Here is a 20096-nt window from a genome sequence, read left to right as displayed (position 1 = left end):
ATGATTTTATTAACAGGAGCAACTGGCTTTTTGGGGGATTTTGTCCTAGAAGAGTTATTAAGAAGAGGTCATGAAGTTACTTGTTTTGTTAGAAAGTCTAGTAAACTTGATAAAATAAAACATTTAAATGTTAAATATGTGTATGGCGAATTAAATGATTATGATTCAATTGTAGAAGCTCTTAAAGGAAAGGGAGCATTAATAAATATTGCATCACTTGGATTTGGCCATGCTCCAAATATAGTAAATGCCTGTGAAGAAGCGGGTGTAAAACGTTCGATCTTTATTAGTACTACCGGTATTTATACAAAATTAAACCCTGATAGTAAAGATGTTCGTCTTAGTGCCGAAAAGTATATTAAAGGAAGTAATTTAGATTACACGATAATCCGTCCAACTATGATTTATGGTACACCTAATGATCGAAATATGTGGAGGTTAATAAAGTATTTAAAAAAAATACCTGTCCTTCCGATATTAGGAACAGGGGAGTATTTACAACAACCTGTTTATGTGAAGGATTTAGCTAGTGTAATTGTTAGTGCCTTTGAGAATAAAATAAGTATTAAGGAATCTTATAATATATCAGGGGCCGATCCTTTAACTTATAATGAAGTAATCGATATAACTGGAAATAATTTAGAGAAAAAAGTATATAAAATCCATATCCCTATGAAATTAAGCTATAGTTTAGTTAGGATTTATGAGCGCATATCAAAACAACCCAAATTGAAGGCTGAACAGGTATTACGATTAAATGAAAATAAGGACTTTTCTTATGGAAAAGCACAGCAACATTTAGGATATAAGCCAGTGAGATTTAACGAGGGAATAAAACGTGAAATATTAGATGCTAAGCTTAAGGAAGAAGGGTTACTTTGATGATAAATATAATTGGACTTGGATATATAGGATTACCTACAGCTCTTATGTTCGCTAAAAGCGGAATGAAAGTAGTAGGAACAGATTTAAATGCAAATTTAGTGAATACATTACAAGAAGGTAGGCTCACTTTCGAAGAAGAGGGACTAAATGAGCTATTTAGAAATGCGCTTTCTAATGATATTGAATTTTCTACTAAATATCAGCGGGCCCATACATATATTCTTGCAGTACCAACACCATATATGGAAAAGAACAAAAAACTTGATCCCAGTTATGTTATTTCAGCTTTAAATAGTGTTCTTAATGTTTGTGAAAAAGGTGCAATTATAATAATAGAGTCCACAGTTTCACCAGGTACTATCGATAAGTATATTCGTCCAGAAATTGAAAATCGAGATTTTGCGATTGGTGAAGATGTGCATGTTTTGCATGCGCCAGAAAGAATTATCCCTGGAAATATGATTTATGAACTTGAGTATAACTCTAGAACAATAGGAGCAGACAATTTAAAGATTGGTAAAAAAGTTAAATCATTATATGCAAATTTCTGTAAAGCAGATATTGAGGTTACAGATATTAGATCAGCAGAAATGTCAAAAGTTGTAGAGAACACATACAGGGATATTAATATTGCATTTGCTAACGAATTAGCTAAAATTTGTAGAGTAGATAATATGGATGTATATGAGATTATAAGGATAGCAAATATGCATCCGCGAGTAAATATAATGCAGCCAGGACCAGGAGTTGGAGGTCATTGTATTTCAGTGGATCCATGGTTTTTAGTTGGAGATTATCCGGATTTAACAAACCTCATCCTAACTGCACGTAAAACCAATGACTCTATGCCAAGTCATGTCTTAGGTAGAATCAGAGATGTTATGAGGGAACACAATGTTAAAGATATTTCAAAAGTTGGACTTTATGGGTTATCTTATAAAGAAAACGTTGATGACACAAGAGAGAGCCCTACACTACAAATGTTAAATTTAATGGAAGATCATTTAGCATTTGGAGCAAAGGTTTTTGATCCGTTAGTAAAGAGAAAAGTGGCAAATAATCAGTATTATGATTTTAAAGAGTTTTTATCTGGACTAGAGGTAGTTGTAGTTATGGTTGGTCATGATCATATTATGGAAAATATTAAATATATAGAGGGTAAAGTAATACTTGATACAAAAAATGTGATTTCACTAAACAATAAATATAGTCTATAAAATTCACTATACTTTGAAGCAGTATTGTAACTACTTAAATGAATGGAGAGAAAGAAACCATAATGAAAAAAGATTCTATTATTATGATAGGTCCTTTACCCCCTCCTATAGGAGGGGTATCTGTACATATCTCAAGGTTAAAATCTAGTATTACAGAGGAATTCAACATTTACACTATAGATACATCATCTAATAGGTTTATACAATTTTTGAAATTATTTTCACTGATGTTTTTTTCAATGTTTAATTCTTCTAGATATATTGTTCACAATCATACATCAAATTTGAAAACAAATTATTTAATTATATTTTTATGCAGAATATTTAATGTGAAGTATATTCAAACATTTCACAGTTTTAGAATAGCAAATCTCAATAAAAGTTATGTAAAAAAAGAATTATTAAGGTACGTTCTAAGAAACTCAGAGCAAATTATAGCAGTTAGTGAAGAAATTAAGAATTATTTAATTAAATATTACATGAAGAATACAAGAAGAGTTATTGTTCAACCAGCTTTTATACCCTATTATCAAAATGAAACAACTCGTGCTATAAAGAAGTATAAATCAGAGTTGCAATTAGATGATTTTATAAGTTCTCATAATATTATAATATGTGCAAATGCGTCGAGATTAGCTTTTCATGAGAAAGAAGATCTTTATGGTATAGACATGTGTATAGAATTAGTAAATACCTTGATTCAAAAAAAACCATACGACGTTGGTTGCATTATAATGTTACCTCAAATAGATAATCGAGAGTATTACGTTAACTTAAAAACTCTTGTTACACAATACGGTATAAGTAACCGAATATTATTTGTGAATAAAAACATCGAACTTGTTCCACTTTTAAATAAAGTAGATATTTTTGTGCGGCCTACTAATACTGACGGTGATGCTTTATCTGTTAGAGAATCTTTACATTCTTTGACTCCTACTATTGCAAGCGACGTAGTAAAAAGACCAGATGGAACAATTACTTTTAAGTCCAGAGACACATTTGACTTTTATAAGAAGGTGGTTTGGACAATTGAAAACTATGAACAAGAAGTAATGAAACTCAAATCTACCCCAAATAGTTTGAATACAAAAGAAAAATACACTTCCCTTTACAGAAAAATTCTCATGAGTAAATAATTTAATATTGTGAGGTTTTAAATATGAAAAAAAATGTAGCAATAATTATTCCTCAGTTAGCAGGAGGCGGTGCAGAACGAGTTGCTTCGAATTTATCGTTATATTTGCCTGAGGAAAAATACAATAAATTTGTTATAGTATACAACAAGGGGGAAGAGGATTACCCCTATAAAGGTAAGATGGTTAATATTAATACTAAAATAAGTTCTAATCCTCTTACTAAAATGAAGAATTTTTTCACAAGAATCCACAGATTAAAAAAAATAAAAAAAGAGTATGGTATAGAAGTAAGTATTAGTTTATTAACGAGGACTAATATTACTAATATACTCTCCAGAAATAATGATAAAATAATTGTGTCAGTGAGAAATTATTTGTCTAAGAGTTCAAAAGGATTTTACGGGAAAGTAAACAATTTTCTCATTAAATTACTTTATAATAAAGCAGATTCGATAGTAGCCGTTTCGAGAGTTATTAAAAATGATCTTATAGAAAATTTTGGTATAAAAGAACAAAAAATTGACGTGATTAACAACCCATATGATTTAGACAAAATACACACCCTTAGTTTGGAACCAATTGATGAAGTATGGCGTGATATATTTAAAAACCCAACCGTTATTACAGTCGGTAGATTAGCTGAGCAAAAAGGGCAATGGCATTTAATTAGGGTTTTCAACGAAGTAAAGCGATATGTACCAGGCGCAAAACTTGTGATAATAGGGCAAGGTGAATTAGAAACCTACCTTAAAAGTTTAGTATCAAAATTAAAACTAGAAAGAGATGTCTTTTTCTTAGGTTATCAAACAAATCCTTTTAAATTTGTAGCAAATTCAACACTATTTGCCTTTCCGTCATTATATGAAGGCTTTCCAAATACATTGTGCGAAGCGATGGGTAGTGGTGTTCCAGTATTGGCATCAGATTGTAAATCTGGCCCTAAAGAAATTTTGTCACCTTCTTCAGATTTGGATGAAGAAATACATAATACTTATTATTCAACCTACGGAACATTAACACCAGTATGTGAGGGGGAATTTCTTGGTGCTAATGCTTCATTAACACCAAGTGAAATAACTTTGGCAAGTGGTATTATAAGCATATTAAATGACGACTCTATTCAAGAATACTATGCAAATAAGTCGTTAATTAGGTCAAGGGACTTTTCTTATGAAAAGATAATGAAGAAATGGGATGAAATATTGTGAATATTCCCTTTGTTGAGTAGGTGGGAGAAATTGAAAAATCTAATATTTGTACTTTGCGTTATTTCGATTATTCTTAAAATACTTTTTAATGGGGTTGGCTTTGGGGGAGTCTCCTTTTGGTTTTATACCGTCTTTTTATCTGGTTACTGTATTTTTATATTTCTTTCAATGCACCGTAAGCTTGGATTAAATGGTCGAATTAAATCACTTTTAGTAAGTTTATTTATCTTTCTTACCTATATAATATTAGTTTTCACTGCTAACAACTTACTGTTTGATATTCCTTATGTAATGGGTTTGGTAATGATATTAATATTTATAGTATCATTGTATGTTTCAATAGACTCTTTTAAGAAAATTAAAATAATGATCAATACTATAATTATATGTACTTTTATATCAGCTTTAATAGCTATAGGTCAATATTTTGATATAGGTGTAGTTAGAAGTATTCATAATATGATTTTAGTTAATAAAGAAACCAGTTTTAATAGTAGTAGGGTATCGGGGATGTCTCCAACAGTTATATCCTTTTCTTATGAATTAATTATTGGTATAACGTTATTAATTTATAGAACATTGACATTTAACAATAATAGTGTTTTTAAGTTTGTTGATATAATCTTTCTATTAACAATGTTATTGGCGCTTGTATTTAACCAAACAAGAAGTTCACTTTTAGTCATGTTAGTGTGTATATTTTTAATTTTAATAAAGGGGAATAAAACTAAAATTCGAACAGTACATTTATTTAATATCTTAATATTTTTTATAGGTATAGGAATTTCTTTATTTATACTAATTAACTATTTAGATATAAATAATCGATTTAATTCCGATACTGCCTCTGCTAGTTCTAGAATACCGATGCTTATTACAGCATTTAACTATTCGTTAGAGAATCCTTTTGGAACAGGTGTATACACGCCAAATATTACCCATATACCATCTAATACCCAGGATAGTGTAATATCAATAATACTTTCTAATACACCTCATAATTTTTTAATAAACCTCCTTGTATATTATGGATATATCGGTTTATTGATAGCCTTGTTTATAATGGTGTTCGTTTGGAAGAGTCATAAAAGAAACGTTAGATCAGGCCTTATTAATCCTGAATTAAAGAGATTATCCTATTGTTTAACTATTATAGTATTTGGTTTCTCTTTAAATGGTATGACTCATAACATGGGGCTTTTTAGTATAGATATAGTGATTTGGACTATTATAACTATGATATTTACTATAAGTAAGTTTAAAATTTGTAGTAAAAAATAATGTAAATTAAGGGTGATGTGTTGTGCGATTTTTATTCGTTGCTCCCAGATTCCATACAAATCAGTTTGCAATCGTTAAAAACTTATTAGAAAAAGGACATCAAGTTAAATATTTTGTTCAATACGCAGGAGTAAGTGAGGATCATAGTTGTTTAGAACCCTTATTTATGAAAAAGTCCCTTATCACTAAGGCATTAGGAAAATATTATGAATATAGATACGACGAGAATGCATCTGAAAAAAAGAAGTTTGAAAATTTTATACCTAGTTTCCTAACTCTGTACAATGATATTAGAAGATATAATCCAGACATAGTTATTTTAAGAGAAAGAAGTCTTACTTCAATGCTTGCATACATAATTTGTAAAGTGCTAGGGATAGAATGCACTTTAATCTATAATCAGTCTCCCTTGTATTCACATGTAGCTTCATCCCAATCGAATTTAAAAAAATTGATTAGAAAGTATTTGTTTCCTAGAGTTAGAATTACAACAGTCAAATCTAGGAATGTAAATAGGTTTGCTGAGAATGAAAAAGATTATTTTATTGATGAAAAAGATTATTTTCTCCCCTTCGTAGTTGAAGCAAACCATAGTGCTGTGGAAAGAGAATATTTTAAAAATGGGAAAATAAATATACTAGATGTTGGTAAGTATAGGGATTATAAAAATCACTTTGTACTTGTTGATGCTATAAATAAAATTAAACAAAAAAGTAACTTATCTGTAACGATTGTTGGTCAAGTGTCAAATAATGAAGAAAAAAAATATTATAATTCCTTGAAAGAGTATATTGTTAATCATAATTTAGACAGTATTATTAAATTGAAAAAGAATATGAAGTTTAATGATATGAACGATTTGTATTTGACGCATGATATATTCATACTTCCTAGTAAAGTTGAAACAGCTTCAATATCTGTATTAGAAGCTATGGCTAATGCAATGGTAACTATAAGCACTGATGAAAATGGAACAGCCTCTTACATAAAAGAAAATATAAACGGCAATGTTTTTTTAAGTGGCAATTCTTTTGATTTGGCTTGTAAGATTAATGAGTACTTAAATAATAAAAAATTAATACCAACTCACGGTAACAATTCATACTGTAATATAGTTGAAAATTATTCCTTTGAAAATTATTACTATACACTAAATAATATTTTGTTCAAAGAGTTTAATAGGCGTTTGGAATAAAGTAATGGAATAGGTGATTAATCTTGAAAACTATTAAGGAGTTGCTGAATAATAAATTTCTAAAGAATACATTACTTATTTCTGGAGGAACTGCTTTTGCTCAAATTTTAAATATTACTATCATGCCTATTTTGAGTAGATTATTTTCGCCTGCAGATTATGGTGTAATGAATGTTTTCATGTCAATTGTAATAGTATTATGCTTACTGGGATCACTAAACTACGAAATGGGGGTACCCATAGCTGAAACTAATCGAAAAGCGATAAATGTATTTGTATTAAGTATAGTGATTCTCTTAATTTTCACAAGTCTTTCACTAATATTAGTTTTAACTTTTGGAGAAATCATGGTAGGTATATTCAATTTAAATGAAATAAATAAATATCTTATATTAATACCAATTAGTACATTTTTAATAGGTGTGTATAATATATTCTTGCAATATGCCTTTAGAGAGAAGAATTTTATTTCAATTACAAAAACAAAATTTAGTCAGTCTATAGTACAAAATCTAACTAGTATGGGATTTGGTTTTTTTGGTATAGGAGCTATAGGGTTAATTATAGGCAGAATTTTAGGACAAAGCGCAGGTTCATCTACACTATTAACCCCTATACTTAAGAAAAACAGAAAACTTTTTAAACTTATAAACTTAACAGAAATTAAGGATATGTTTTATAGATATAAATACTTCGCTATTCTTACAACACCTAGAAGGTTTTTAGGAAACCTTACCATAGCTGCACCAGTTTTTATTTTAACCTATTTGTATGGTAGTCAAGTAGTTGGACTTTTCGCTTTTGCCAATAGTGTTATACAAGTACCTATGAACCTGATTGGAAATTCTATTAGAAATGTCTTTTACGCTGAAAGTGCTTCATTAAGGTTTGAAAACCCCGAAAGAATACAGAAATTATCTCGTAAATTGTTTTTTAATCTCACTATATTGGGTATAATTCCAGCGCTTGTGTTGTCCGTGTTAGGACCCCAATTATTTAGCATGATTTTTGGTAGTGATTGGAGAGAGGCTGGTGTATACGCTAGTTTGTTAACTTTTGCTGCTTTTTCAGGACTAATATTGAAGCCTATTAGTGGGATATTCGATGTTTATGAAAAACAAGGGGTGGCTCTTGTATGGAATATACTGAGGATTTTTCTTATTGTAATAGCCTTTAGTCTTTCACACTTTTTATCATTGGGCCCTAAATGGGCTATTGGTCTTTATAGTCTAGCTATAATAATTACCAATATAATAGAGTATAAATCTGCTATTTCTATTCTGAAATTACATGCTTCATATATACAATAATATCTAATCATATAACACTATTATTTCTAAAATATATAGGGGAGTTTTTTATTTGGCTTATAACCATGAATATAAGTATAGTAGTACCGATTTAAAGCTACATAATGAACTTAAGATTGCTTTTGTTTGTAAGGAAATAAATATGAACAGAGGTTCATACAGAATTTGGGTAAAGTACTTATCTGAAACAATCAATAACCTAGGGATACAATCAACAATATGTGCACTTGATTCTGACAGAGCTACTAATGATGCAAATGTAATAATATTTGATAAAGGGATCACAGGTAAAGAAATAGCATTGTATAAAAGTAAATTACATAATATAGAAGTAACTGGAGCAATTAATCCACCAGTGAATTCTAATTTGTCTGTAGACTTCGTAATAGTTGGTTCAAGGGAAGAAGAAGCTTCACTTTCCAACTATTCAAGAGTAATTTATGTACCGTTAATTGAGTTACCTATTCATGCCTTGAAACCGAAAGAACATGAAGAAAATAATACAATAAATGTATGCTATCATGGGAATAGTCTTCATTTATCAAGTTTTAAATCCTCTGGTTTAAAAAGTGCATTAGAACAATTTCAAAAAGAATTAAATGAGGTTAACAAAAAATTACTACTTACGGTAGTATCTAATAAGAAAAAACCCCGATGGCTTATAGGAAAGCCTAAGAATTTAGAAATTAATTATTTGAAATATGATTGGATTGAATTCCCACAAGTATTGTTAAAGCAAGATATCGGCATTATCCCAAATGGATTATATAAGAATGGGAACTTCACATCAAAGTTATTCAGGATAATGTTGAATATGGAATTATCTCAAGATGACATAATTATTAGAATGAAAAATAAAAGTAACTTTGGTAGGCTATTAGTATTTATGCAAGCAGGTATCCCCACGATTGCAGATATGACTCCAAGTCATATGGATTTATTGGGGGATCCTCAAAACGGATATTGTGCATTCAATAAAAATTCGTGGCTAAAAGCACTTAGAAAACTTGCAGATACAAGCAACCGTAATATGATTGCCCAAAATGCAAAGTGTTTAGTTAATTCAAGGTATGACCCTGCTGAGTGGGGACAAAGGTTTATATACGAGTTAAACAATATTATTTTTCATAAAAAAAAATAAAAAATTTGATGTTATATTGATTTATAACCCTCAGTGCTTTTTAGGGAGAAGAATTTTTCAATAAATTGGGAGGATATAAAATGTATAAGATAGCAGTGGCGGGAACAGGATATGTCGGTTTAGTTGCAGGAGTATGTTTTGCTGAGATGGGACACCAAGTAACATGTGTGGACATTGATGAAGATAAAGTTAAAGTTATGAAATCAGGTGTTTCTCCAATTTTCGAAGAAGGATTGGAAGAACTTATGCAAAAGAACTATACTGCTGGTCGAATCGAATACACTACTAATTATCAAGATGCATATAAAGATGCAGACGCTGTCTTTTTAGGTGTAGGAACTCCTGAGAAAGAAGATGGTTCTGCAGATCTTTCCTACATAGCTACCGTTGCTAGACAAGTAGCTGAATCTGTAGAATCAGATTGTTTAGTAGTGGTTAAGTCTACTGTCCCTGTTGGAACAAATGATAAAGTTGAACAATTCATTCAAGATTTCTTAATTAATGAGGTAAATGTGGAAGTAGCCTCTAATCCTGAATTTTTAGCTCAAGGTTCTGCTGTTCATGACACGCTTTACGCAGAAAGAATCATTATTGGTACGGAGACTGAATGGGCAGAGGAATTGCTGAAAGAAATCTACAAGCCTTTCAACCTTCCTATAGTATCTGTAAATCGTAGATCCGCAGAGATGATTAAGTATGCATCAAACGACTTTTTAGCGTTAAAAATTTCTTATATGAATGATATTGCCAATCTTTGTGAATTAGTTGGTGCTGATATCAAAGATGTGGCTGAAGGTATGAGTTATGATGAACGGATTGGTTCGAAATTTTTAAATGCTGGCATTGGTTTTGGAGGATCGTGCTTCCCTAAAGATACACAAGCACTTGATTATTTAGCTAAGCAGAATGGTTATGAACTTAAGACAGTCAAAGCAGCCATCGATGTTAATAAAATTCAAAAGATTTCATTGTACAAAAAAGCAAGTAAACGTTTAATTACATTTAATGGTTTAAAAGTAGCTGTTTTAGGCTTAACATTCAAACCAGGAACTGATGATCTACGGGAATCTCCTTCGCTAGACAATGTACCTTTATTATTGGATCAAGGAGCAGATGTCTATGCGTACGACCCCGTTGGTGCAGAAAATTTTGCTAAATTTTATCCGGAAGGTCCAAATCGTCGAGGGTCCATAACTTATGTGAGTAATGTGGAAGAAGCTTTGGATGATGCAAATGTTTGTTTTGTATTTACAGAATGGGGAGAAATTAAAGCAGTTACTCCTGAAATGTACCGTGGTTTAATGCGTACTCCATTAGTCTATGATGGACGGAACATTTATGATATACAAGAAATGAAAAAGGCTAAGGTAGAGTACCACTCTATCGGAAGAGAACCAGGGAGAGTTGAAGTGATGAGAGGAGAAAAAAATGAGCTACAGTCCACTAGATTCTAACAAAACATATTTAGTTACCGGTGCTGCCGGATTCATTGGTTATTATCTCTCTAAGAAACTACTTGATGAAGGTTGTAGAGTCATTGGTCTTGATAATATAAATAATTATTATGATGCAGGGCTTAAAGAGACACGCCTAAGCTTGCTTGAACCGTATAAGAGCTTTACTTTCCTACGAGAAGATTTGTCTGATAAAGAAGCTATTCATTCAGTCTTTAAAGAATTTCAACCTGATATTGTTGTTAATTTGGCTGCACAAGCTGGTGTCAGGTACTCCATTGAAAATCCCGATGCGTATATGGAAAGCAATGTGATTGGTTTTTATAATATTTTAGAGGCTTGTCGCAATAATCCTGTGGATCATTTAGTCTATGCATCTTCTAGTTCTGTGTATGGTGCAAATAAAAAGGTCCCCTTTGAAGAAGCAGACCATGTTGATCAACCTGTATCTTTATACGCATCGACAAAAAAGTCTAATGAGCTAATGGCTCATACGTATAGTCATCTTTACAACATTCCTGCAACGGGCTTACGGTTCTTTACAGTTTATGGACCAATGGGACGTCCGGATATGGCTTATTTTGGGTTCACAGATAAATACTTCTCAGGAGAATCTATTAAGATTTACAACAATGGTGACTTTGAGAATGATCTTTATCGTGACTTTACTTATATCGATGATATTGTAATGGGTATCGAGCGACTGTTGAGCAATGAGCCAAATGGAGAGCAAGGTCCTCCACATAAAGTCTTCAATATCGGTAACAACAGTCCTGAGAAACTAATGACTTTCATTGAATCATTAGAGAATGCATTAAGTAATGCTTTAGGCAAAGATATTGAATTTAAGAAAGAGTATGAGCCAATTAAACCAGGCGATGTACCTGCTACATATGCTTCTACTGAACAGTTGGAAAAAGCAGTAGGGTTTAAACCGGAAACGACTATTCAGGATGGCTTGCAGAAGTTTGCTGATTGGTATGTGAGTTATTACAATAAATAAGTGAGGGAGGAAATTATGAATATCCTTGTTACGGGGGGCGCTGGTTATATAGGTTCCCACACATGTGTAGCTTTGCTTGAAGCAGGTTATTCTGTTATCGTTGCGGACAATCTAAGTAATAGTAAAATAGAAACTCTAGACAAGGTTAGAGATATATGTAATAAAGATATTACATTTTATCAAATAGATGTAACTGATAAACTTTCTCTTGATAAAATATTTAGAAATCATAAAATAGGTGGAGTCATACATTTTGCTGGTTTGAAGGCAGTAGCTGAATCAGTAGAAAAACCTATCGATTATTATCATAATAACCTTGTTAGCACTATGGCTTTAGCAAACCTTTGCCAAAAACATAGCGTGAACCGATTTATTTTTAGTTCTTCTGCAACAGTATATGGTGATAATTCTGTACCCTTTATAGAACATATGGGTCTTCTACCAACCACTAATCCATATGGTGAGACAAAAGCAATGAGTGAAAGGATACTTAGCGATGTAGCTAAATCAAATCCCAAATTTTCAGTTGTTCTTCTTCGTTACTTTAATCCAGTAGGCGCACATGAAAGTGGATTTATTGGTGAGGCGCCTAAAGGTAGTCCAAATAACTTAATGCCATACGTTACTCAGGTGGCGAAGGGCAAACGCGAAAAACTTAAAGTATATGGGAATACATATCCTACAAATGATGGAACTGGTGTAAGAGACTTTATTCATGTGCAAGATTTGGCAGAAGGTCATGTAGCAGCATTAAATAATGCATTAGAGGGAACACATGTTTATAATCTAGGCACTGGTCATGGGACAAGTGTATTAGAATTACTACAAGCATTCGAGAAAGCAAACGGGATTGATATTCCTTATGAAGTGGTAGATCCTCGGCCTGGGGATATTGCATCATGTTATGCTGATGTTTCAAAAGCTGAAGATGAACTCGAGTGGACAGCTAAGCGAGATATTACAGCAATGTGTAGGGATGCTTGGCGCTTTGAGAAGAATTATTTAGAGTTCGTTTAAGCAGAATCAAAGTAGCTTGTATGATCTACCATTTATCGGTGTTTTCAATGTAATATCACTATAAAAAATCATTGATTTTAAATTTAACAAGTCTGCCATTATAATGGCAGACTTGTTTTACTTCACTACTTTATCCTATTTATGAAATATAATATATTCTTGAAGCAAGAGTTTCGGTATAAGCAACGATACTGGATACTTTTTTATATGAATGGTAATGAAAACTGGTTTACAAGTGTTAAGGACTTTCTTTAATCATAGTTAATATCTCATGTATAACTTCAGTTTTCGTAGTGGCTTCTGCTTTAATATAGATGCGTTTCCAAGTGGTCATGGCCATAACAGGATTTTGGCCGAGGAATTCAATATAGATGGAAGAAGTGGAGGTGGGGAGGATTAGATACTCTTTCTTTAAAGAATCAGTCATCGTATTCCTCCCCTCTGTTGTCTAATGGAATGGATGGGATCAGTTGTTTAGGATGGACGTCCAGCGCATGAGCTAAATAGTAGAAGTTCGTAATGGACGGGTTTCTTCGTCCGCGTTCTATGCCGCTGATATACGTCGGGTGCATGCCAGCCCGGTACGCCAGCTCTTCCTGGGAAAGCCCCTGCGCTAACCGTAGATCCCTTAAGTGTTTTCCGACTGCTTTTTGGATGAGTGTATGAGGTATTGGTTTCATAAGAAAATCATCGTATGGATTGGAAGGAACAACCATAGACGATGAGTCAAGTTGCCGCTTTCTTTAAAAAAGGGTTGGTTTTTTATAGGGAAAGAGCGAGACCATAAAGGCTGGCGGTCAGGTTCAGTGAGAAAGTGAATGTCTTTTCTTTACCTATGAGCATTTAACATGAAAAGAAGCGTATCATCCTTGGTTTTCTACCAGAGGTGATACGCTTCTTTTATAGATCTTTTTTTGATATATGGAAGATTAACTGGATTTCTCCAGCACCAGGTTCTCCTCCTTTGCTTTACCAGTCAACACGCTCACGACTCCCATAATGATAAAGGCTGCAGCGGCACTGAAGAACATGGCTATAAAGATATTTCCAAATACGTTCAGCGTCGTAAAGGCGACATATAAGGAAGCGCCCGTCACCACAGCGGCGATTGCGCCGTAGTGATTCGCCCGGTTCCAGAAATAACCGAGGGTGATCGGTGCGATGATCCCGGATATGATCGCGGAGAAGCTGAACTGGATCAGGAAGGCCAGCGACTCTGGTCGTTCCAGTGAGAAGTAGAGGGACAGCAGGCCGACGACGATCAGCGATCCTTTGGCCACTTTCAACGACTTGTTGTCCAGCTCCTGGGCGGACATTTTCTTTGAGGACAGGATCGGTGCGACGACGCGGTACAAGTCGTTGCCGATGCTTGTCGTGATGCCTAGGTAGAGGCTGTCTGTGCTCGATAAGATCGCAGAGATGATGCCGACGATCATGATGGCTGCGATGACGCTCGGGAAGGCCTCGATGACATAGGTCGGAATCGCTGCATCAGCACTCTGCAGGCTTGGAAACAGGACGCGGGCGGCGAGTCCGCCGAGGACCATCAGCGTGGAAATGATGCACAGCACGAGCCCGGCGGATAAGGTGAACGGAGCCAGGTCTTCCTCTTTTTCAATCGAGAGCACTTTGTTTAACAGATGCGGCATCAGGACGAAACTGAAGAGCAGGAACTGGACGGCCATGATCGCGAGCGCACTGTTATAGGGGCCGCTGTCGGCAATTGCGGCGGTCAGGTTCGGATCGATGCTGTGCAGGCGGTCGGTCAGCACACCGAAGACGTTCCACCCTCCACCGATCGTCCAGAAAAAGGATACGACGATGAAAATCGAAGTGACCGCCATCAGAATGCCCTGGATGCCGTCGGTAATGATCTGTGCGAAGGCACCGCCAAGGCCGATGTACAGAATCGTGATGGCGACACCGATGATGATGCCCCAGGAGTAGGGGATGCCGATGACGGTTTCAAAGATGGTCGCAAGCCCGACATTCTGCCCGACGATATAATACACATTGAATAAGATCAGTAAAGAAACGATCGCCTGCAGGGCTTTCGAGTTATAACGCTTCCCAAGCCACTCGGGAAGGGTCGACACGTGGCCGAATTTTTTTCCGTACCGCCAGAACGTTTTGGCAAAGAGCAGCAGTCCCACCCAGCTGACCCCAAAGCAGCCGAGGGTATACCAGAGGACGGCCGTTCCGTGTTCGTAGGCGAGTCCTGGGACACCGATGAACAGGTTGGCACTGGCGTAACTGGTGGCGAAACTAGCGCCGACAAGCCAGGGGCTCACTTTTCCGCGGGCGGTGGCAAAGCCGGCCATCGACTGACTGTGCGCCCGGCCTTTTTTACCGACCCACGTCACAGCGGCAAAGTATACAGCTAGTAAGATAATGACGGTCCATAGTAATACGCTGGAGCTTGTAAGCATCGGTTAACGTTCTCCTTTCTTCGTTGTGTAGAAATTCTTCCATAGGATTAATCCGAGCAGCCAGAATAGAGCCACTGCGATGAAGTACGTAAGGATCATGTGGTTTCCTCCTGTTTTTTAAAGAATGGCAAGGGGTGCGGACCGACGTCAGTGATGTCGATTTCGACGTTCAGGTTATGAGTTAACGCGGTTTCATCAACCAGGACGTGCGTTAATAAGGAAGGTCCTTCTTCAAGGGCGACGACGCCGACGACATAAGGCGTATGTGCCTGCCAGGCGGGATGCCCCGCACGGTGGATGACGCTCCAAGTTTTCAATTTGCCTCGTCCGGATGCTTGTTTCCATGTTAACGAATCATGAAAACAGTGGGGACAGTGTGCGCGGGGATAGAAGACCCACCGCTCACACTTGTCACACTGCTGAAGGCTGAGATGTCCGGCCTGGATGCTCTCCCAAAAAGGCTGGCTGATGGGGTTGATCGTTGGACCGGGCAGTGAAATGTTTGGCTGCTGGCTCATTGTTCTCCTCCTAACACGAGGGCTGTTGTTTCACTTAATGTGGCGCCATTTCCTGTCACAAGGGCCTGTGCGGCATCCGGAATTTGACGGTTCCCGGCTTCGCCTCGCAATTGATGGACGGCTTCTACGACATGGGACATGCCGCCGGCCAGGTCGGCCTGGCCGAAGCCCAGCTGTCCGCCGTGGGTGTTTAAGGGGTAATCCCCGTCATGGCCGAAGCTGTGGTTTTTGACCAACTCTCCGAACTCCCCGGGCTTACACAATCCTGCACTCTCCAGGGTGATGGCGACGACGCTCGTATAACAGTCATACAGGGAGAAAAGGTCGATCTCTTCCACGTTTGTCCCGGCTTGTTCCAGCGCTCTTGGAATGGAAGCGTTGAACGGCAGGGCGTCCAGGGATGGTGCCTGGCTGACCGCGCGATGGGTGATTTTTTCCCCCGCTCCTTTCAAGTAGACCGGCTTATGCTTCCCGTTCACTGCTTTCTCCGGAGAAGTGACCACAACGGCTGCTCCCCCGGCCACAGGCATGACGATTTCCAGCATGTGAAGCGGATCGGAAATCATAGGAGAGGCGGAAATATCTTCAAGGTCGAGCGGCTTATTATAAAAGATGGCATCCGGGTTCAGCTGGGCATTTTTTCTGTGCCACCAAGCGATTCTTGCAAAGTCTTCCTGAGTGGATCCGTATTCTTCCATGTGCTGTCGTTTTAACAGGGCATAGGACGTATTTGCTCCGGAAGCCCCAAAAGGTACATCAAATTCGCGGATCGGATTGCGGTTGGGGGAGCGTAGTGTTTCCCCTTTTTCATTTTTGTTTGCCAAAACACAGACGACGGTTTCACACATGCCTGCCTGGATGGCGGCGGCTGCTCTCCAGATCATCCCCGGCCCGGTCGCTCCGCCGAGATCGACGGTGTTGGACATCGTGGGATCGATTCCTAAGTATTCGGAAACCGTTGCCGGCACATGCTGCGGTGTCTCCCCGACTTGAGGTCCGACGAGGAGGCCGTCGATGTCATCCTTGGAAAGGCCGGCATCCTGGACGGCGAGTCGGACGGATTCTGCGATCAAGCTTAAGGTGGTTTTTCCTTCTGAATAACGGACGGGCTTCAATTCACCGATGCCGGTGATCGCCCCTTTTATGGCGGTGGTCATTACACGAACGTCCTTTCTGAGAGCTGGCGGAACGCCTGCAGACTGGATGGGTTGCGCAGAGAAGCTTCATTCTTCACTTCTTCTCCCAAAGCGGCCGTTTTCGCTGCTCCTTCGACTCTTTTTCCATTGATGGTATGAGGGATCTCCTCCACTTGATAAATCCGCTTCGGAACGTGGCGTGGAGAAGCCTTCTTCCGGATCTGTCCGCGGATGTCTTTCGCCAAGTCTTCTGTCAGCTGCTCGGTCATGATACAGAGGACGATTTCTTCATCATGATCCTTCGGTAATCCGAATACGACGCTGTCTTGAATGTCCTTGATATGATCCACGACCCCGTAAATTTCTGCTGTCCCGATCCGGACGCCGCCGGGATTCAAGGTCGTATCCGCCCGTCCGTAAATGATGAAGGACTGATCGATGGTTTGTTCAGCTAAGTCCCCGTGTGTCCAAATCCCCGGCCGCTTGGAAAAGTAGCTCTTCCTGTAGCGTTCTTCGCCGCCATCACCGAAGAAGGTGAGCGGCATGCTTGGGAATGGTTTCGTACACACAAGGTCGCCTTTCTCTTCGTAAACCGATGCGCCGCGCTCATCCAAGACATCCACGGCCATCCCTAACGCTTTGCAGGCGATTTCGCCCTGCTTCAGAGGGTGGACAGGAGAGCCCATCACGAAACAGCCGATGATTTCCGTTCCGCCGGAAATGGAAGCGAGGAACAGATCCTCTTTGATGGTTTGATAGATCCAGGTGTACTGCTCGGGTGCCAGGGGAGCCCCGCACGATTGCACACTTTTCAAGGAGTGAAGCGAATGACTGCTTTTCAAATCAACGCCTGCCTTCATCAGTGTGTCTAAATATTTCGGGCTTGTGCCGAAATGGGTGATGCCGGCTTCATCCGCAATGTCCCACAAATGGGTGAGGGAATCCTTTCTTACGGGAGAGCCGTCATACAACAGGATGGCCGCTTCACTGGCGAGTCCGGAAACGAGCCACGGATACATCATCCAGGCGGTGTTGGTGTACCAGAACAACACATCATCCTGCTGGACATCACAGTGGAGCTGGTGTTCTTTCACATGCTGCAGGAGGGTGCCTCCGACAGAATGGACGATCGCTTTCGGAAGACCCGTCGTTCCGGATGTATATAAAATATAAAGGGGATGGTTAAAAGAAACTGATTGAAACACTGGCTCTTCGGCTTCATTGCGGCACAATTCCTCCCAGGATAGAGTGGAGATGCCTTCGATCGACGTTTCTCCTCCGAACGTGACGACCGCGGAGAGTCCTTCCAGGTGCTCGGTCGTCTGTTTGATTTTATCTTCGATATCGAAGGGTTTCTGCTTGTATTGATAGGAGAGTGCCGCGATCAATACTTTCGGTTTCACCTGACCAATGCGGTCGACGATTCCTTTTGTTCCGAAGTCCGGGGAGCAGGATGTCCAGGTGGCGCCTAATGATGTCGTAGCAAGCAGAGCGACGAGCCCCTGAATATCGTTCGTCGTGATGCCGGCGACACAGTCACCTTCCTGAACACCCAATTGTTTGAACCCTTCCTGGGCTTTGGCCACGGATTGTTTCAGTTCCTGCAGCGTGATACTTCGGTTAAGACCTTCCTCATTTGCTTCATAGGCCGCGATCCGGTCAAGCGAACCGCGCAGCAGGTTTTCAGCGAAATTCAAGCGGGCGTCCGGAAACCATGCACTATCCGGCATCGAAGGACCGGGAACAAACACACGGTCTCCCTTTTCTCCAATGATCCCTGCGTAATCCCATACGGCTGACCAAAACTCGGAAAGGTGGGAAACGGACCAGCGGTGGAACCGTTCATAAGGGAAGAGCGCCTGATTGGTATAGTCAGCAAAAGCTTTGATATGCGACTGTTCGATTCGTTCGTTTGATGGTTCCCACAGGTAAGGGGAACGCTGAGCTGTAATAGGTGTATTCATGGGACTTGTCTCCTTTCGAATTATGAATGGGGAACGTCGATCAACAGGGCCATCCCCTGGCCGCCACCGCCGCAAAGGGAAGCGATGCCTTTCCCTCCGCCGCGTCGTTTCAGTTCATGGGCAAGCGTCAGAACGAGTCGGAAGCCAGTCCCGCCTAAAGGGTGGCCGAGAGCGATCGCGCCGCCGTTCACATTGACGCGGTCATAACCAATTCCAAGCTCCCGGCAGCTGGCAATCACGACACTGGCAAAGGCTTCATTGATTTCAAACAAATCGATATCGTCCGTGGTCAATTGGTGTTTGTCTAACAGCTTCTGAATGGCCTGTGATGGCTTCGTTTGTAAACTCGGATCCGGTCCGGCAATCTCTGACCAGTCGATGATTTCCGCCAGCGGCTGTTGGCCGAGGGCTTCCGCTTTTTCCTTCGTGGTAACGATCCCAACGCTCGCCCCGTCCGTCATTTGAGAGGCATTGCCTGCAGTGATCGTGCCTTCGCGTGAAAAGGCGGGAGAGAGATTCGATAATTTTTCGGCTGTCGTCCCTTTACGGATGCCTTCATCTTCTGCGAGTCGTTCAGTAAAAGGACTTATTTCCGGCTCCAGCCAGCCATTTTCCTGAGCGTCCGCTGCCCGCTGCTGGGAAAGGGCGGCGTATTCATCTTGTTCCTCCCGGCTGATGTCGAAGGAGCGGTTTTTCTCATCGGTCAGAGCCCCCATCGACACATCGCTCAAGGCGCACCACAACCCGTCGTTCAGTAAGGTGTCCTTCAGCGTGCTGTGCCCAAGTCCGGAGGAAGCCCGGACAGGAGCGGTATGAGGAGCATTCGTCATCGAGTCGAATCCGCCGACGATGTACAGCTCCCCTTCCTTCAATTGCAGCCTGCGGGAGGCGTCGGCAACTGTAGCGATGCCTCCCAAACAGACATTGTTCAGAGTGATGGCGGGTGTAGCGATATCCACCCCCGCTTGATAAGCGGCCTGTCTCGCAGGGTTTTGGCCGCCTCCCGCCTGAATCACCTGGGCGAGCAGGACACCGTCGGCTTGTTTGGCGGCCGGGTTTCTCTCTAATAGAGCGCTCAGTGCATGCTTTCCAAGTTCTGCTGCGGATTTCTTTTTCAAAGCCCCTTTCCATTTACCGAAGGGGGTGCGGATGCCGTCTAGAAGTACTGTCGTCATATATGGAACAACTCCTGTTTTTAT

The 20096-nt window shown here is 39.1% G+C and carries 18 protein-coding genes; 11 read left to right on the top strand and 7 right to left on the bottom strand.

The features are described from left to right. The 11 genes from GLV97_RS01230 to galE all read left to right on the top strand — a co-directional run bounded on the left by GLV97_RS01230 (window position 1) and on the right by galE (window position 12850). On the top strand, window positions 1-882 hold the full coding sequence (locus tag GLV97_RS01230; RefSeq protein WP_160888791.1) for an SDR family oxidoreductase: 882 nt from the start codon (window positions 1-3) through the stop codon (window positions 880-882). Further along, window positions 882-2102 carry a nucleotide sugar dehydrogenase gene (locus GLV97_RS01225; protein ID WP_160888790.1) on the top strand — a complete coding sequence of 407 codons (1221 nt, stop codon included), beginning with the start codon at window positions 882-884 and terminating at the stop codon, window positions 2100-2102. The genes GLV97_RS01230 and GLV97_RS01225 overlap by 1 nt, the downstream gene beginning before the upstream one ends. Before the next feature lie 62 nt (window positions 2103-2164). After that, window positions 2165-3241: a glycosyltransferase gene (locus GLV97_RS01220; RefSeq protein ID WP_160888789.1), complete on the top strand. Its 1077-nt coding sequence runs from the start codon at window positions 2165-2167 to the stop codon at window positions 3239-3241. A 23-nt stretch (window positions 3242-3264) separates the two neighbouring features. Next, entirely contained in the window at window positions 3265-4449 is a 1185-nt protein-coding gene (locus GLV97_RS01215; protein ID WP_160888788.1) for a glycosyltransferase, read from the top strand. A 30-nt stretch (window positions 4450-4479) separates the two neighbouring features. Further along, a complete protein-coding gene (locus tag GLV97_RS01210; RefSeq protein ID WP_160888787.1) occupies window positions 4480-5730 on the top strand; it encodes an O-antigen ligase family protein in 1251 nt (416 codons plus the stop codon). A gap of 22 nt (window positions 5731-5752) precedes the next feature. After that, window positions 5753-6925, top strand: a complete 1173-nt coding sequence (locus GLV97_RS01205) for a glycosyltransferase (protein WP_160888786.1) — start codon at window positions 5753-5755, stop codon at window positions 6923-6925. Between the two features lie 23 nt (window positions 6926-6948). Continuing rightward, window positions 6949-8235: a lipopolysaccharide biosynthesis protein gene (locus tag GLV97_RS01200; protein ID WP_160888785.1), complete on the top strand. Its 1287-nt coding sequence runs from the start codon at window positions 6949-6951 to the stop codon at window positions 8233-8235. A 52-nt stretch (window positions 8236-8287) separates the two neighbouring features. After that, window positions 8288-9376 (top strand): glycosyltransferase, encoded by a 1089-nt coding sequence (locus GLV97_RS01195; RefSeq protein ID WP_160888784.1) that lies wholly within the window; start codon window positions 8288-8290, stop codon window positions 9374-9376. Window positions 9377-9456: 80 nt separating this feature from the next. After that, the gene (locus GLV97_RS01190) at window positions 9457-10830 is read left to right on the top strand and encodes a UDP-glucose dehydrogenase family protein (protein WP_160888783.1); all 1374 of its coding nucleotides are present in this window, start codon (window positions 9457-9459) and stop codon (window positions 10828-10830) included. Further along, entirely contained in the window at window positions 10805-11833 is a 1029-nt protein-coding gene (locus GLV97_RS01185) for a GDP-mannose 4,6-dehydratase (protein ID WP_160888782.1), read from the top strand. Before GLV97_RS01190 ends, GLV97_RS01185 begins: the two co-directional genes overlap by 26 nt. Window positions 11834-11848: 15 nt before the next feature. Further along, window positions 11849-12850 (top strand): UDP-glucose 4-epimerase GalE, encoded by a 1002-nt coding sequence (gene galE, locus GLV97_RS01180; RefSeq protein WP_160888781.1) that lies wholly within the window; start codon window positions 11849-11851, stop codon window positions 12848-12850. Between the two features lie 238 nt (window positions 12851-13088). On the opposite strand, the gene GLV97_RS01175 is transcribed toward galE, so the two are convergent. The 7 genes from GLV97_RS01175 to GLV97_RS01145 all read right to left on the bottom strand — a co-directional run bounded on the left by GLV97_RS01175 (window position 13089) and on the right by GLV97_RS01145 (window position 20072). Then, window positions 13089-13277 (bottom strand): hypothetical protein, encoded by a 189-nt coding sequence (locus GLV97_RS01175; RefSeq protein ID WP_160888780.1) that lies wholly within the window; start codon window positions 13275-13277, stop codon window positions 13089-13091. Continuing rightward, complete coding sequence (locus GLV97_RS01170) at window positions 13270-13530, bottom strand: helix-turn-helix domain-containing protein (protein ID WP_202409745.1); 261 nt, start codon at window positions 13528-13530, stop codon at window positions 13270-13272. Before GLV97_RS01170 ends, GLV97_RS01175 begins: the two co-directional genes overlap by 8 nt. Before the next feature lie 249 nt (window positions 13531-13779). Beyond that, on the bottom strand, window positions 13780-15279 hold the full coding sequence (locus tag GLV97_RS01165; protein ID WP_160837833.1) for a sodium:solute symporter family protein: 1500 nt from the start codon (window positions 15277-15279) through the stop codon (window positions 13780-13782). 95 nt (window positions 15280-15374) lie between these two features. Then, a complete protein-coding gene (locus GLV97_RS01160; protein WP_160888779.1) occupies window positions 15375-15797 on the bottom strand; it encodes a Zn-ribbon domain-containing OB-fold protein in 423 nt (140 codons plus the stop codon). Beyond that, a complete protein-coding gene (locus GLV97_RS01155) occupies window positions 15794-16954 on the bottom strand; it encodes a thiolase family protein (RefSeq protein ID WP_160888778.1) in 1161 nt (386 codons plus the stop codon). Before GLV97_RS01155 ends, GLV97_RS01160 begins: the two co-directional genes overlap by 4 nt. Beyond that, window positions 16954-18897 carry an acetoacetate--CoA ligase gene (locus tag GLV97_RS01150; RefSeq protein WP_160888777.1) on the bottom strand — a complete coding sequence of 648 codons (1944 nt, stop codon included), beginning with the start codon at window positions 18895-18897 and terminating at the stop codon, window positions 16954-16956. Before GLV97_RS01150 ends, GLV97_RS01155 begins: the two co-directional genes overlap by 1 nt. A gap of 20 nt (window positions 18898-18917) precedes the next feature. Further along, window positions 18918-20072, bottom strand: a complete 1155-nt coding sequence (locus GLV97_RS01145) for an acetyl-CoA C-acyltransferase (RefSeq protein ID WP_160888776.1) — start codon at window positions 20070-20072, stop codon at window positions 18918-18920. Window positions 20073-20096: the final 24 nt, after the last annotated feature.

It is taken from the genome of Halobacillus litoralis, from assembly GCF_009856355.1.
Classification (GTDB): Bacteria; Bacillota; Bacilli; order Bacillales; family Halobacillaceae; genus Halobacillus; species Halobacillus litoralis_B.
The sequence above is the reverse complement of the archived record's forward strand: the minus strand, read 5'-3'. Positions and strand labels throughout refer to the sequence as shown.

Bases quoted from the DNA above. Each gene is read 5' to 3' on its own strand.
- GLV97_RS01160 (WP_160888779.1), bottom strand. From the start codon at position 15,797: ATGAGCCAGCAGCCAAACATTTCACTGCCCGGTCCAACGATCAACCCC.
- GLV97_RS01170 (WP_202409745.1), bottom strand. From the start codon at position 13,530: ATGAAACCAATACCTCATACACTCATCCAAAAAGCAGTCGGAAAACAC.
- GLV97_RS01190 (WP_160888783.1), top strand. From the start codon at position 9,457: ATGTATAAGATAGCAGTGGCGGGAACAGGATATGTCGGTTTAGTTGCA.
- GLV97_RS01155 (WP_160888778.1), bottom strand. From the start codon at position 16,954: ATGACCACCGCCATAAAAGGGGCGATCACCGGCATCGGTGAATTGAAG.
- GLV97_RS01145 (WP_160888776.1), bottom strand. From the start codon at position 20,072: ATGACGACAGTACTTCTAGACGGCATCCGCACCCCCTTCGGTAAATGG.
- GLV97_RS01150 (WP_160888777.1), bottom strand. From the start codon at position 18,897: ATGAATACACCTATTACAGCTCAGCGTTCCCCTTACCTGTGGGAACCA.
- GLV97_RS01185 (WP_160888782.1), top strand. From the start codon at position 10,805: ATGAGCTACAGTCCACTAGATTCTAACAAAACATATTTAGTTACCGGT.
- GLV97_RS01225 (WP_160888790.1), top strand. From the start codon at position 882: ATGATAAATATAATTGGACTTGGATATATAGGATTACCTACAGCTCTT.
- GLV97_RS01175 (WP_160888780.1), bottom strand. From the start codon at position 13,277: ATGACTGATTCTTTAAAGAAAGAGTATCTAATCCTCCCCACCTCCACT.
- galE (WP_160888781.1), top strand. From the start codon at position 11,849: ATGAATATCCTTGTTACGGGGGGCGCTGGTTATATAGGTTCCCACACA.
- GLV97_RS01215 (WP_160888788.1), top strand. From the start codon at position 3,265: ATGAAAAAAAATGTAGCAATAATTATTCCTCAGTTAGCAGGAGGCGGT.
- GLV97_RS01230 (WP_160888791.1), top strand. From the start codon at position 1: ATGATTTTATTAACAGGAGCAACTGGCTTTTTGGGGGATTTTGTCCTA.
- GLV97_RS01165 (WP_160837833.1), bottom strand. From the start codon at position 15,279: ATGCTTACAAGCTCCAGCGTATTACTATGGACCGTCATTATCTTACTA.
- GLV97_RS01220 (WP_160888789.1), top strand. From the start codon at position 2,165: ATGAAAAAAGATTCTATTATTATGATAGGTCCTTTACCCCCTCCTATA.